General features: G+C 69.4%; 14 protein-coding genes and 1 pseudogene. 7 read left to right on the top strand and 8 right to left on the bottom strand.

Annotated elements, in window-relative coordinates; genetic code table 11:
- Positions 1 to 141 precede the first annotated feature (141 nt).
- Entirely contained in the window at positions 142 to 936 is a 795-nt protein-coding gene (locus DQP57_RS08855) for a DUF2470 domain-containing protein (RefSeq protein WP_112632614.1), read from the bottom strand.
- Positions 937 to 1,025: 89 nt separating this feature from the next.
- Between DQP57_RS08855 and pheA the strand changes: the two genes are divergently transcribed.
- The gene (pheA, locus tag DQP57_RS08850) at positions 1,026 to 1,976 is read left to right on the top strand and encodes a prephenate dehydratase (protein WP_112632613.1); all 951 of its coding nucleotides are present in this window, start codon (positions 1,026 to 1,028) and stop codon (positions 1,974 to 1,976) included.
- A complete protein-coding gene (locus tag DQP57_RS08845) occupies positions 1,973 to 2,659 on the top strand; it encodes a histidine phosphatase family protein (protein ID WP_112632612.1) in 687 nt (228 codons plus the stop codon). The genes pheA and DQP57_RS08845 overlap by 4 nt, the downstream gene beginning before the upstream one ends.
- 8 nt (positions 2,660 to 2,667) lie before the next feature.
- Here DQP57_RS08845 and DQP57_RS08840 read toward each other — a convergent pair whose 3' ends face one another.
- From DQP57_RS08840 to DQP57_RS08830, 3 genes and pseudogenes are all read right to left on the bottom strand, one after another.
- Positions 2,668 to 2,859: a hypothetical protein gene (locus tag DQP57_RS08840; RefSeq protein ID WP_112632611.1), complete on the bottom strand. Its 192-nt coding sequence runs from the start codon at positions 2,857 to 2,859 to the stop codon at positions 2,668 to 2,670.
- Positions 2,860 to 3,282, bottom strand: a pseudogene (locus DQP57_RS08835) (metallopeptidase family protein); the annotation flags it as partial.
- Between the two features lie 4 nt (positions 3,283 to 3,286).
- A complete protein-coding gene (locus DQP57_RS08830) occupies positions 3,287 to 4,687 on the bottom strand; it encodes a septum formation family protein (protein WP_112632609.1) in 1,401 nt (466 codons plus the stop codon).
- A gap of 108 nt (positions 4,688 to 4,795) precedes the next feature.
- On the opposite strand from DQP57_RS08830, the gene serS reads away from it, so the two are divergent.
- On the top strand, positions 4,796 to 6,055 hold the full coding sequence (gene serS / locus DQP57_RS08825; protein ID WP_112632608.1) for a serine--tRNA ligase: 1,260 nt from the start codon (positions 4,796 to 4,798) through the stop codon (positions 6,053 to 6,055).
- On the opposite strand, the gene DQP57_RS08820 is transcribed toward serS, so the two are convergent.
- Positions 6,052 to 6,801 carry an AraC family transcriptional regulator gene (locus DQP57_RS08820; protein WP_112632607.1) on the bottom strand — a complete coding sequence of 250 codons (750 nt, stop codon included), beginning with the start codon at positions 6,799 to 6,801 and terminating at the stop codon, positions 6,052 to 6,054. The two genes, serS and DQP57_RS08820, sit on opposite strands and share 4 nt — an antisense overlap.
- 54 nt (positions 6,802 to 6,855) lie before the next feature.
- On the opposite strand from DQP57_RS08820, the gene DQP57_RS08815 reads away from it, so the two are divergent.
- Positions 6,856 to 7,428: a class I SAM-dependent methyltransferase gene (locus DQP57_RS08815; protein ID WP_112632606.1), complete on the top strand. Its 573-nt coding sequence runs from the start codon at positions 6,856 to 6,858 to the stop codon at positions 7,426 to 7,428.
- On the opposite strand, the gene DQP57_RS08810 is transcribed toward DQP57_RS08815, so the two are convergent.
- Positions 7,425 to 7,910: a DUF2834 domain-containing protein gene (locus DQP57_RS08810; protein WP_112632605.1), complete on the bottom strand. Its 486-nt coding sequence runs from the start codon at positions 7,908 to 7,910 to the stop codon at positions 7,425 to 7,427. The genes DQP57_RS08815 and DQP57_RS08810 overlap by 4 nt on opposite strands.
- Positions 7,911 to 7,979: 69 nt before the next feature.
- Between DQP57_RS08810 and DQP57_RS08805 the strand changes: the two genes are divergently transcribed.
- Positions 7,980 to 8,603: a TetR/AcrR family transcriptional regulator gene (locus DQP57_RS08805; protein WP_112632604.1), complete on the top strand. Its 624-nt coding sequence runs from the start codon at positions 7,980 to 7,982 to the stop codon at positions 8,601 to 8,603.
- Positions 8,604 to 8,650: 47 nt separating this feature from the next.
- Positions 8,651 to 10,225, top strand: coding sequence for a phytoene desaturase family protein (locus DQP57_RS08800; protein WP_112632603.1), 1,575 nt, complete (start codon positions 8,651 to 8,653; stop codon positions 10,223 to 10,225).
- On the opposite strand, the gene DQP57_RS08795 is transcribed toward DQP57_RS08800, so the two are convergent.
- Positions 10,222 to 10,554 carry a hypothetical protein gene (locus DQP57_RS08795; protein ID WP_112632602.1) on the bottom strand — a complete coding sequence of 111 codons (333 nt, stop codon included), beginning with the start codon at positions 10,552 to 10,554 and terminating at the stop codon, positions 10,222 to 10,224. The genes DQP57_RS08800 and DQP57_RS08795 overlap by 4 nt on opposite strands.
- Positions 10,551 to 12,101 carry an MBL fold metallo-hydrolase gene (locus DQP57_RS08790; RefSeq protein WP_112632601.1) on the bottom strand — a complete coding sequence of 517 codons (1,551 nt, stop codon included), beginning with the start codon at positions 12,099 to 12,101 and terminating at the stop codon, positions 10,551 to 10,553. The genes DQP57_RS08795 and DQP57_RS08790 overlap by 4 nt, the downstream gene beginning before the upstream one ends.
- A 153-nt stretch (positions 12,102 to 12,254) precedes the next feature.
- Between DQP57_RS08790 and DQP57_RS08785 the strand changes: the two genes are divergently transcribed.
- Complete coding sequence (locus DQP57_RS08785; RefSeq protein WP_112632600.1) at positions 12,255 to 13,022, top strand: lysophospholipid acyltransferase family protein; 768 nt, start codon at positions 12,255 to 12,257, stop codon at positions 13,020 to 13,022.
- The last annotated feature ends 4 nt before the right edge of the window (positions 13,023 to 13,026 follow it).

The following is a 13,026-nucleotide window of genomic DNA, read 5'->3' as shown; positions in this document are numbered from 1 at the left end:
GGATCACCTGCGCAGGCTCGGGGTGCGGCGGGCCGGGCGGGCCCCCTCCGGGAGGCCGCCGGCGGTGCGGTGAGCGGTCGCCGTTCACCCGGTAAACGTACGTGGCCGGCCCGCGGAGGCGCCGGTGCGCCGCGCTCCCGGCTAGCCGCGCGCCCGGAGCCCGTTGATGAACGGGCAGCCCATCAGCACCCGGATCGCCTGGCTCAGGCCGGTCATGTCGTCGACCGGTTTGTGGAACGGCAGCCGGACGTCGTGGTCGCGATCGTCGCCCTCGACGCGGAACCGGACGCCGTAGCGGTCCAGGCCCAGGGGCCGCACGTGCCCGCGCCGCAGGGGCGCCGGCAGCCGGGACACCAGCCGCGCCAGGACGTCGCTGTGGGCGGTGTCCAGGTGCCACAGCAGGCTCGACTCGAGCGCGCAGAACGGGTCCGGCCGGGCGTCGAGCAGGTCGCCGACGCTGACCGGCTCGGCGCCGGTGGCATCGGTGACGACCACCGAGGCGATCTCGAGCCGCAACAGCGTGTAGCGCGGCTCGTGGTGGTCGCCGGGGGCGCAGCGGGGGGTGTCGATGCCCAGCAGGGCCGGGTTCGGGCACTCGGCGGCGATCAGGTCGAGCATGTCGAGGACGTCCGTCGGGGGTACCTCTTGCAGGCGCCCGCGCACCCACACCAGCGAACGGACCGGTTCGCGCAGCGGTAGCGGCGCGTAGTCCGTCAGCTCCAGCAGCGCTTGGGATCCCGAGACGGGTCGCACCAACTCGCGCTCCCGCTCGACGGGAAGCGCCAGCGCAACGGATCCGTCGTCCATCAGGTGGTGCAGCGGGGTGGGGACCGGGTCGTCGTGCTCGATGGCCAGCAGCGCGCCGCTGGCGCGGACACAGGCGCTGCGGATGCGTTCGGCGGTCGACGGGGCGGGGCAGCTCAGCGGTAACACCATTCTCATCCTTCGATTAGGTAAGCCTAAGTTAACTTACCCGCGGTGGCGTCGCAAGACTTTTCTGGGCCGCGCGCCGCTAGGGTTGGGACGTGGCCCGCATCGCTTACCTCGGTCCGGAGGGGACGTTCACCGAGGCGGCGTTGCGACAGATCACCGCCGCGGGACTGGTCCCCGGAGCGGGCCCGGCCGGCGTGCAACCATCGCCGGTCGACAGCACCTCCGCGGCGCTGGACGCCGTGCGCGACGGCTCCGCCGACTACGCCTGCGTCCCGATCGAGAACTCGATCGACGGTTCGGTGACACCGACGCTGGACAGCCTGGCCATCGGCTCGGCCCTGCAGGTATTCGCCGAAACGACGCTCGACGTCGCGTTCAGCATCGTCGTCAAACCCGGCCGCGAGGCGGCGGACGTGCGGACGCTGGCGGCCTTCGGGGTGGCGGCGGCCCAGGTGCGCCAGTGGGTGGCCGCCAATCTGCCCGACGCCGCGCTGCGGCCGGCGTATTCCAACGCCGACGCCGCCCAGCAGGTGGCCGAAGGCCACGTCGACGCGGCGGTGACCTCGCCGCTGGCCGCCGCGCACTGGGGCCTGGCCACCCTGGCCGAGGGTGTGGTGGACGAATCCAACGCCCGGACCCGCTTCCTGCTGGTCGGCCGGCCGGGGCCTCCGCCGGCCCGCACCGGAGCCGACCGCACCTCGGTGGTGTTGCGCATCGACAACGCGCCGGGCGCGCTGCTGGCCGCGCTCGCCGAATTCGCCGTCCGGGGCATCGACCTGACCCGCATCGAATCCCGGCCGACCAGAACGGGACTCGGCATCTACCGGTTCTTCGCCGACTGCGTGGGCCACATCGATGACGACGCCGTCGCCGAGGCACTCAAAGCGCTGCACCGTCGTTGTGCTGATGTGCGTTATCTCGGTTCCTGGCCCACGGGCTCGCCGGCCGGGGCGTTGCCGCCGCCCGCCGAGGAGGCCGCGCGCTGGCTTCGTCAGCTGCGCGACGGCAAGCGCGACGAATCCGCGGGGGGAGCGCAGCGGTGAGCGGCCGGTTGATCCTGGTGCGCCACGGCCAGTCCTTCGGAAACGTCGAACGCCGCCTCGACACCCGCCCGCCCGGCGCGGAGCTGACCCCGCTGGGCCGCGACCAGGCCCGGGCGTTCGCCCGCGGCACGGGTCGCCCCGCGATGCTCGCGCACTCGGTCGCCACCCGGGCGTCGCAGACGGCCGAGGTGATCGGCGGCCAGGTCGACATGTCCCCGATCGAGGTGGCCGGGGTGCACGAGGTGCAGGTCGGGCGGCTGGAAAACCGCAACGACGACGACGCGGTCGCCGAGTTCAATGCGATCTACCAGCGGTGGCATCACGGCGAGCTCGACGTGGCGCTGCCCGGCGGCGAGACCGGCAACGACGTGTTGGACCGCTACGTTCCGGTGCTCACCGACCTGCGCCTGCGCTACCTCGACGACCGCGACTTCCACGGCGACATCGTCGTCGTCAGCCACGGCGCGGCGATCCGGCTGGCCGCCGCGGTGCTGGCCGGCGTCGAAGCCGACTTCGCGCTGGACAATCACCTGGACAACGCGCAATCGGTGGCCCTGACCCCGATCACCGACGGGCGGTGGAGTTGCGTGCGCTGGGGAACGTTGACCCCGCCGTTCTATCCGGAGGAAGAGGCGACGCCGGTCGCGGACGCGGTGCAGTCAAGCACCGACCCGATGGGTTGACCCCTCGGTCAGACTGCCAGCGCGATCGCTTCGGTGCACACGCACCCGACGGCGTCGCAGTCGATGACGAAGGCGTGCGGCAACAACTCGGGACTGAAGCAGTCCGGCTCCGTGCATTCCGACCGGTGCAGCGCGTGGCGAATGATGGTGCCGTGACAGTGATCTAAGCCTGCCCGGCAGTCGCGGCAGTCAATGCTCATAGGTGAGTTCATAGCACGCGTCGCGGACAAAACCGGGATGCCGCGCCCAGCAAGGGGCGCCGTGTGCGGTTGTCAGGCCCAGCCCAGCTCGTGGAGGCGGTCGTCGTCGATGCCGAAGTGGTGCGCGATTTCGTGGATCACGGTGATGGCCACCTCCTCGACGACCTCGTCCTCGGATTCGCAGACGTCGAGCAGCGCGTCGCGGTAGATGGTGATGGCATCCGGCAGCGACCCGAAATAGTCGGAGTCGCGTTCGGTCAACGCCACCCCCTCGTACAGGCCGAGCAGTTCGGCGTCCTCGGGATGGCGGTCTTCGACCAGCACGACGACGTTGTCCATGGCCGCCGCCAGCTCGGGCGGGATGAGGTCGAGGGCGTCGGAGACCAGTTCGTCGAAGCGCTGCGGATCCATCCTGACGGACACCCGCCTAGCCTCCCGGCGGCGGCTCGGCGGGCGGTGCCTCGGGGGCGGGATTGGCCGGTGGCGGCGGCGCGGGCGCGGGCGCCTCGGGTGCCGGATTGGCGGGCGGGGCGCCGTTGTCCGCGGGCGGCGCCTGCTGGGCGGGCGCCTGCTGCTGGGGGGCCTGCTGCTGGGGTTGCTGCGCGGGCTGCTGGCCGGGCAGGTGCTGGTTGTTCGGCGGGATCTCCGGGGCCGAGCCGGTGCCGGCGCCGGACTGGGTGGACGGCGGCTGGGCCGGGGCCTGCAGCGGGATGGGCGGCATGGTGAGCCGCTCCTCGGGAATGTCGGGCGGCGGCACCGGCGGTTGACCGTTGATCAGCAGCTGGCCCTTGGCGCTGTTCAGCAGGGTGGCCCAGCCGCCGTTGCCCAGCGTCGCGCCGATGCTGCAGGCCACCTCGCGGCTGCCCGCCGTCCAACTGGCCAGCGGCACCGTCGGGTAAATCAGCGTCAAGGTGGTGGTGCGCAGCTTGACCGGAGCCAGGTACGCGTCGGTCATCTTGGTGCACGAATCCTTGATGAAGCCGTCCTGGTCGGGCTCGGCGGGCAGGCCGCCGGGGAACTTCTCGGCCAGGTTGACCGTGCCGGTGACCTCCATGGCGTGCGGCGCCGCGCAGTCCACGGGCGCGTCGGTCGGCTGGTTGGTCGCCGAGTCAATGCCCAGACAGGTGCCGGCCGGCCACACCTTGGACTGGTCGACGTCGGCGACCTTGCCCTTGAAGGGCTGCTGCTGGTTGTTCATGCCGGGCAGTTGCAGGCCGCACAGCATCCGGCGGTCGCCGTTCTGGCGCCAGGCTCGGTCGCCGGGCCACAGCAGGCTGACGGTGAACTTGCTGTTCGGATCGAACTTGGGGCCGAGGTAGGTGCGAACGGCGGCCTCGCACTGCTCCTGGGTGATCTGCTGGATGCGCGCCGGCGTCGGAGGCGCGGCATTGGGCCCGTACTCGGAGCCCGGGAAGGTCCGCATGTCAATGGATTCGGCGACCTCGAACTTGTGGTCGTCGCCGCAGTTGACGATCCGCGCCGACTCGGGCGTGGTGTCCGGCCACATCAGGCACTCCCCGGGCGTGGCCCGGTTGAAGGCGGCGTCGCTTTTGGTTCCGGTGCTGCGCACCGGGCTGCTGTCGAGGAACCGACCCGAGCCGGGACCGCCGACGGGGATCGCGGTCACCAGCCCCGCGATCAGCAGGCCACCGAGCGCGGTCAGCAGCAGCGCGCGCCGGGTCGCGCGGGCCTGCAGGCTGCGCGGCCAGCCGAAGGCCGACGGCTGCAGTTCGGACGACTCACCGGCCGAGCCGGCGGACGACTCGACCCCCCGGCCTTCCCGGGCTTCCGAAAGTTCCTTCTCGGGCGCTTGCGACATCCGCTCCATTCTGACAGCAGCGCCTGAGACCGGTGACAAAAGTTACTGATGTGAGTCCTGCGACTTTCCGGGATGCGCCGCCAGCCGGCCCGAACCGGTGAAAGTAGTCTCAGGGCCGTGATCGACCTGAAGCTGCTCCGGGAAGACCCCGACGCCGTGCGCCGCTCCCAGCTGAGCCGCGGCGAAGACCCGGCGCTGGTAGACGCCTTGTTGACCGCCGACGCCGCCCGCCGGGCCGCGATCTCGTCGGCCGACGGGCTGCGGGCCGAACAGAAGTCCGCCAGCAAGAGCGTCGGGGCGGCCTCACCGGAGGAGCGCCCGGCCAAGCTGGCGCGCGCCAAGGAACTGGCCGAGCAGGTCAAGGCCGCCGAAGCCGCCCAGGCCGACGCGGAGGCGGCGTTCACCGCGGCGCACATGGCGATCTCCAACGTCGTCATCGACGGGGTGCCCGCCGGCGGGGAGGACGACTTCGCCGTGCTCGACGTGGTCGGCGAGCCCGCGGCGATCGACAACCCGAAGGACCACCTCGAGCTCGGTGAGGCGCTCGGGCTCATCGACATGCAGCGCGGCGCCAAGGTGTCCGGGTCGCGGTTCTACTTTCTGACCGGCAAGGGCGCGCTGCTCCAGCTCGGCCTGTTGCAGCTGGCGCTGCGGCTGGCCGTCGAGAACGGCTTCATCCCGATGATCCCGCCGGTGCTGGTGCGCCCGGAGGTGATGGCCGGCACCGGATTCCTGGGCGCGCACGCCGACGAGGTCTACCGCGTGGAGGCCGACGACCTGTACCTGGTGGGCACCTCGGAGGTGCCCCTGGCGGGCTACCACTCCGGCGAGATCCTGGACCTGTCCGGCGGGCCGCTGCGGTACGCGGGCTGGTCGTCGTGTTTTCGCCGCGAGGCAGGCAGTTACGGCAAGGACACCCGCGGCATCATCCGGGTGCATCAGTTCGACAAGGTCGAGGGCTTCGTCTACTGCACACCCGCGGACGCCGAGGCGGAACACCAGCGGCTGCTGGGCTGGCAGCGCGAGATGCTGGCCCTCATCCAGGTGCCATACCGGGTGATCGACGTGGCCGCGGGCGACCTGGGTTCGTCGGCCGCGCGCAAATTCGATTGTGAGGCTTGGGTTCCCACCCAGGGCGCCTACCGCGAGCTGACGTCCACGTCCAACTGCACCACGTTCCAGGCGCGCCGGCTGGCCACCCGCTATCGCGACGAGGCGGGCAAACCGCAGACCGCCGCCACGCTCAACGGGACGCTGGGCACCACGCGGTGGCTGGTGGCGATTTTGGAGAACCACCAACAGCCCGACGGCAGCGTCCGGGTGCCCGAGGCCCTGGTGCCGTTCGTCGGCACCGAAGTGCTCGAACCGGTCGGCTAAAACGCCTTGCCGGCCACCTGACCGGGGGTGTGGCCGAAGGCCCGCCGGTAGGTGTCGATGAAGGCACTCGGTGTGGCCCAACCGCATTCGGCCGCCACCGACGTGACATCGCGCCGCTCGGCGAGCAACACGAGGGCGTGTTGCAGCCGGACCTGGGTGCGCCACTGCGGGAACGTCATCGCCAGTTCGTCGCTGAACAGGCGGCTCAGCGTGCGCTGGCCGACGCCGAGCCGGTCGCCAATCTGCCGCAGCGACAACGGCTCACGCAGGTTTCCGGCGATCAGTGCGCACGCTTGCCGCAACCGGCTGTCGACCGGTGTCGGAATCCACAGCGCCTCGGCAATGCTGGTCGCCTGCAACTGATCGTGCAGCACCGCCAGCATCCGGTGGTGCTCGTCGGTGTCGGTGCCATCGGTTTGCGAACACGCGATGATCAGTTCGCGCATCAGCGGATTGACCGCCAGCACGGCCGGGGCCGAGGGGCCGCGGCGGTAGCGGTCGGGGTCCAGCGCGACGCCGTGAAACTGCGTGGTGCCGTGGAACCTGTGTTCGTGCCAGCACCCGGCCGGTATCCAGATCGCGCGATTGGCGGGCGTCATCCACGTTCCGGTCGGGGTGGTCACCGAGACGGCACCCGAGGACGGGTAGACGATCTGGTGCAGCGGATGTCGATGCCGCTCGATGTGGGACCCCGGCGGCAGCGTCTGCGACGAAGTCGCCAACCCGTGATGGCTGAAATCCGACATATCAAGGCAGGATATCGGAAGCCCGCATCCGTCCGGGCGCCTAGCGTTGTCGGTATGGCGATGAATCTGTTGCACCGGCGCCGCTGTAGCTCGGCGGGCTGGGAGAAGTCGGTGGCCGATCAGCTGTTGCCGTGGGCCCTGCAGGACGTCGAATTGGGCGCGCGCACTGTGGAAATCGGCCCCGGATACGGGGCGACACTGCGCGCGCTGCTCGATCGGGCGGCGTCGCTGACCGCCGTGGAGGTCGACGGCGTGATGGCCGATCGCCTGCAGCGCAAGTACGGCGAGCGGGCGCGCATCATTCACGGTGACGGCACCGAAACGGGTTTGCCCGCGGACCATTTCACGTCGGTGGTGTGTTTCACGATGCTGCACCACATTCCCAGCGCCGAGCTGCAGGACCGCCTCTTCGCCGAGGCGTTCCGGGTGCTGCAGCCGGGCGGGGTTTTCGCCGGCAGCGACGGCGTCCCGTCGTTGGCGTTCCGGCTGCTGCACGTCGCCGACACCTACAACCCGATCGCGCCGGCCGACCTGCGCGGGCGGCTGGCGGCGGCGGGATTCACCGAGATCCACACCGAGGTCCGGGGCGGCCGGCAGAAATGGCGGGCCGCCAAACCGATCGGCTAGGCGGCGACCGTGGCGCGGTCTCGCTCGTGGCGGCGCTGGCGCTCCATGGTGGCGAAGTAGAACGCGAAGGCGAACGCGAAGCTGGTGAACAGGCTGGACACGAAGTACAGCCACGGGTGGCGCAAGCCCCGGCGATAGCCGTCCACGATCGTAAAGAGCGGCAGCAGAACAACATTGGCGATGGTGTAGTCCTGGCTGGCCGAGCTGGCTGCCGGGTTGGTGAACATCAGCCTGATGTACTCGAGCCAGCTGCCGTGTTCACCCCACAGGGGGTTGGTGGATCCGTGCGAGTACTCCTGCACGTAGGTGATGTTGAAGTACCAGCCGAGGGCGACCGACGCGATGCCGACGACGTAGTACACGACTTCCATTGGCGAGAACAGCGGGCCGGTGGCCGGCCGGGCGAAAACTCCTCTGTTGGCCATGACGATCCAGCTGATGACCGCCAGTCCGAGTACCGCGTGGGTGAGTAGCGAGACCATGGGCGCAGTCTCACCCGGCTCCCGAAGTTTTGTCAATATTGTCAAAAAGGTTCTTGGTATCTTACTGCCATGGTCCGGCCCGCTCAGACGGCGCGCAGCGAGCGCACGCGCGAAGCGCTGCGCCAGGCCGCCCTGGTGCGATTCCTGGCCCAGGGCGTGGAGGACACGTCGGCCGAGCAGATCGCCGCCGACGCCGGGGTGTCGTTGCGGACGTTCTACCGCCACTTCAGCTCCAAGCACGACCTGCTGTTCGCGGACTACACCGGGCTGCACTGGTTTCGCGCGGCGCTGGCCGCCAGGCCGGTCGACGAGCCGGTCATCGACTCGGTGCAGGCGGCCGTCTTCGCGTTCCCCTATGACGTTGAGGCCGTGACGAAAATCGCCGCGCTGCGGGGCGGCGACGTGGACCAGGGGCGCATCGTGCGGCACATCCGCGACGTCCAGGCCGACCTGGCCGACGCCATCGAGGAGCAGCTGCGCCGGCGCGGCGCCGCGGCCGATCCCACCCCGGACATGCGGCTGCGGATCACCGTCAGCGCGCGGTGCATCGCGGCGGCGGTGTTCGGCGCCATGGAGGCCTGGATGGTCGGCGACGAACGGTCGCTGGGCGAGTTGGCCCGGATCACCCACGTGGCGCTCGAGTCGCTGCGCGGCGGGATCTCCGGCACGTGGATCACCGCAGTTTCGTCATAATTGACAAAACTTTGCCGCCGTGCGAGCCTCCCTTTCGGAGGGCAGACATGACTGAATACGACGCCATCGTCATCGGCGCGGGCCACAACGGGCTGACCGCGGCAGTGCTGTTGCAGAAGGCCGGGCTGCGCACGGTGTGCCTGGATCCCAAGCTCTACGCGGGTGGCATGGCCTCCACCGTGGAGCTTTTCGACGGGTACCAGTTCGAGATCGCCGGCTCGGTGCAGTTCCCGACGTCGCAGGTGGTGGTCGACGAGCTGGGCCTGGATGACCTGCCGACCATCGACCTGGACGTGATGTCGGTGGCGGTGCGCGGCGTCGGTGACGACCCGCTGGTGCAATACAGCGACCCCATCAAGCTGTTCACCCATCTCAACGAGGTGCACGGGGCCGACGCCGTCAACGGGATGGCCGGGCTGATGGCGTGGAGCCAGGGCCCGACCCGCGCGCTGGGCCGGTTCGAAGCCGGAACACCGCCCAAGAGCATCGACGAGATGTATGCCTGCGCCACAAACGAATTCGAGCGCTCGGCGATCGACGACATGCTGTTCGGCTCGGTCACCGACGTGCTGGACCGCTATCTGCCCGACCGCGAGAAGTTCGGCGCGATCCGCGGCTCGATGACCGTGCTCGCCGTCAACACGCTCTACCGGGGACCGGCCACGCCGGGCAGCGCGGCCGCGCTCGCCTTCGGCCTCGGCGTTCCCGACGGCGACACCATGCAGATGAAGAAGCTGCGCGGCGGCATCGGCGCGCTCACCTCGCACCTGTGCGACGTGCTGCAACGCCACGGTGGCGAACTTCGGTTGCGCACCAAGGTGACCGAGATCCTCGTCGACGACGGGCGGGTGACCGGCGTGCGCACCGAGGCGGGCGAGACGTTGAACGCCCCGATCGTGGTCTCCGGGATCGCCCCGGACGTCACGCTCAACGAGATGATCGACCCCGCCGCGCTGCCCGCCGACATCCGGGAGCGCTATGCGCGCATCGACCACCGCGGCAGCTACCTGCAGATGCACTTCGCGCTCGAGGAGGCCCCCGTCTTCGCCGCGCCGTATGAGGCCCTCAACGAACCGGCCATGCAGGCCTCGATCGGCTTGTTCTGCACTCCGGAGGAAGTCCAGCAGCAGTGGGAGGACGCACGGCTCGGCATCGTCCCGGCCGACCCGACCGTCGTCTTGCAGATCCCGTCGCAGAACGACCCGGACCTGGCACCCGCGGGAAAGCACGCCGCGTCGGCGTTCGCGCTGTTCTTCCCTATCGAGGGCGACGTCGATTACGGGCAGGCCAAGGTCGAGATGGGCCAACGGGTGATCGACAAGATCACCAGGCTCGCCCCGAATTTCGAACGCAGCATCATCCGGCACACCACCTTCACGCCCAAGCACATGGGCGTCATGTTCGGCGCCCCGGGCGGGGATTACTGCCACGGCCTGCTGAACGCCAACCAGGTCGGGCCCAACCGGCCCGGCCCGCGGGGCTTCCTCGGCCAGCCGATCCCGATCGAGGGCCTGTACCTGGGTAGCGCGGGCTGCCACGGCGGGCCCGGCATCACCTTCATCCCCGGTTACAACGCGGCGCACCAGGCGCTCGCCGACCGCAGGGGCGCGGCCGCGCCCTAGCCGCGCTGGCTCAGCAGGTCGTCCAGCAGGGCGGTGAACTCCTCGGGACGCGCCGGCGTGAACGCGGGGCTGGGCCGTGTGCCCGGCACGTCCAGCGTGATCAACGTCGACTTGAGCGGACGGCCGATGTCCAGGGGCAGCCAGCGGCGGAAGTCCGAGCTGCCCCAGATCCGGAACCGCTGGGTGAACAGCCCCAGCTGCTCGGCCTTGTACCCGCGGATCGCGTCGAGCGCGATCACCTTCGCCGTGCCCGAAGGAAAGTGGTAGCGGCGCAACGTGATCGCCGCGCGATCCAACTGGACCAGGCCGTCGTCGTAGGACCCGTTCACGCTCGCGAACTCCGCAGCTGATGGCCCTTGGCGGTCAGGCAGCGCCCGTCGTCCAGCCGCCACTGCCACCCATGCAGGTTGCAGGTCAACGTGTTTCCCTCGACGACGCCGAACTTCGACAGGTCGGCCTTGAGGTGCGGGCAGCGGCGCTGAATCTCCCAGCCGTCCAGTGTGACCGACGCGGAGTCGTCGTGCGTCTCGGCGAACCAGCCGTCGGCGTAGGCGATCCGTTCGTCGGTCAGGCACTTGAAGAATGTGTACAGGTACTCGTTGTAGCCGCCGACTCGCCAGGCCCGAAACCGGGTCGACAAGAAGATGGTGTTGACCCAGTCCGGCTCGCGATCACGCAGCACGGTGCGCACCAGCTCCGGCGCTATCTCGAAGCCGTAGCGGACCTTTTCATCCGGAATACGTTCCCGCACGGCCCGTTTCGGGAAGTCCAGGACGACGGTTTCCGGCCCGAGCACCAGTTCGACGGGGTAGCCGATTCCGTCGCAGATCTCGTCGCTTTGCGACATGATCGGCTCGAACAGCGCGCGCAACGGTTCCAGCAGCGGCTCGCCGGTGGCCGGCGCCCAGCTCGCCCGCTGCGCGGCGACGACGGGCGCCATCCGCTCGGCGTAGTCGGCGATGTAGTCGGCCTTGCCGGTGGTGAAGATGGCCTCGACCCGATCGGTGGGCAGCGGATGGTTCAGCGAATTCAACTGTGAGCCGGTGAAATCGGCGGTCGATCCGGGGATCATCAGCAGGCCGCCGTCGTGGCCGTGCCTGCGCATCTGATCGAGGAACACCATCTGGTCGGGGAAGATGTTGGCCGGATCGGCGTGGTCGTCGTTGAGGTGGCGCAGCTCCGGGTCGAGGAAGCAGGGCGGTCCCGCGGACGGAACCACCCACCTCGCCCCGACCTGGGCGAGGTACTGGCGGGCACGGTCCATCTGGCGTTGCCGCTTCTGGATGCCGAACGACTCCTTGGCGCGGGCCGGCATGTCGTAGACCATGGGGTACCAGATGGCCCCGGAGTACTGCAGCAGGTGCACGTCGATGTGCCCGAATTCGGAGGCGAGCACGTCGAGGTCCACCGGACGGGCGTCGTTCATGTTGAAAACCGTTGTCGCGCCGTCGGAAACCAACAGCGCCGAATCGCCGATCGGTCCGTCGGCGGGGGCCCGCAGCGCGAGGATCATGACGTCGAGCTCGCCGTTCGGGCCGGTGACCCGGTGCTTGACCGAATCGGTCGTCTCGAAGAATCGGTGAAAACCCAGCTTCTGCAGTTCGTTTCGCAAGTCGGGCACCGGAAAGTCCGGCAGCAACACGACGGCGTCCTTGTTGACGTGCTCGGCCAGATTCTTCGCGTCGAAGTGGTCCTTATGCAGGTGAGACACGTACAGGTAGTCGCAGGCGCCCAGTTCGTCCCAGTCCAGCGTGCTGTTGTCCGGGAACGGGAACCAGGACGCGAAGTAGGCGGGATTGACCCAGGGGTCGCACAGGATGCTGCCCGCTTGGGTCTGGATCAGAAATCCGGCGTGGCCGACGCTGGTGACCTGCACTGATACCTTCCTGGGGCCGGTAGAAGGCCTGCGAAAGGCTTCTGCGGCCTCGGCCGGGGATGACGGCTTTTCAGCCCCCGAGCTTAGCGCGAGCCACCTGCGATTTCCGGCTGTGGGGGCGGCACTCGGCCGGGAGCATTAGGCTGAACTGCTGTGGAACCGGTTTACGGGACTGTCATTCAACTCGCCCGCCTGGTGTGGCGCGTCCAGGGCCTGAAGATCACGGTCGCCGGCGTGGAGAACCTGCCGACCAGCGGCGGAGCGGTGATCGCGATCAACCACACCGGTTATCTCGACTTCACCTTCGCGGGGCTGCCGGCCTACAAGCAGGGCCTGGGACGCAAGGTGCGGTTCATGGCCAAACAGGAGGTGTTCGACCACAAGGTCACCGGGCCGATCATGCGCAGCCTGCGGCACATCTCGGTGAACCGCCAGGACGGCGCCGCCTCCTTCGAAGCCGCTGTCCGCCACCTCAAGGACGGCGAGCTGGTCGGCGTCTACCCCGAGGCCACGATCAGTCGCAGCTTCGAGATCAAGGAATTCAAATCGGGGGCCGCGCGGATGGCGGTCGAGGCCGGGGTGCCGATCGTTCCGCACATCGTCTGGGGCGCCCAGCGGATCTGGACCAAGGATCACCCGAAAAAGCTCTGGCGGCCCAAGGTTCCGATCACGGTGCTGGTCGGCGAACCGATCGAGCCCACGCTGGCCATCGAGGAACTCAAGGGGCTGCTGCACTCGCGCATGCAGCATCTGCTCGAGCGCGCGCAGGAGATGTACGGGCCGCATCCGGCCGGCGAGTTCTGGGTGCCACACCGGCTGGGCGGCGGCGCCCCGTCGCTGGCGGAGGCGGCCCAGCTGGAGGCCGAGGAGGCGGCCGCCCGGGCGGCTCGGCGGGCCCGGTCCGCAGGAGCGCCGGAGTAGTGAT

Source organism: Mycobacterium colombiense (assembly GCF_003284935.1).
Taxonomy (GTDB): Bacteria; Actinomycetota; Actinomycetes; order Mycobacteriales; family Mycobacteriaceae; genus Mycobacterium; species Mycobacterium arosiense_A.
This window is presented reverse-complemented; position numbering and strand designations above follow the sequence as displayed.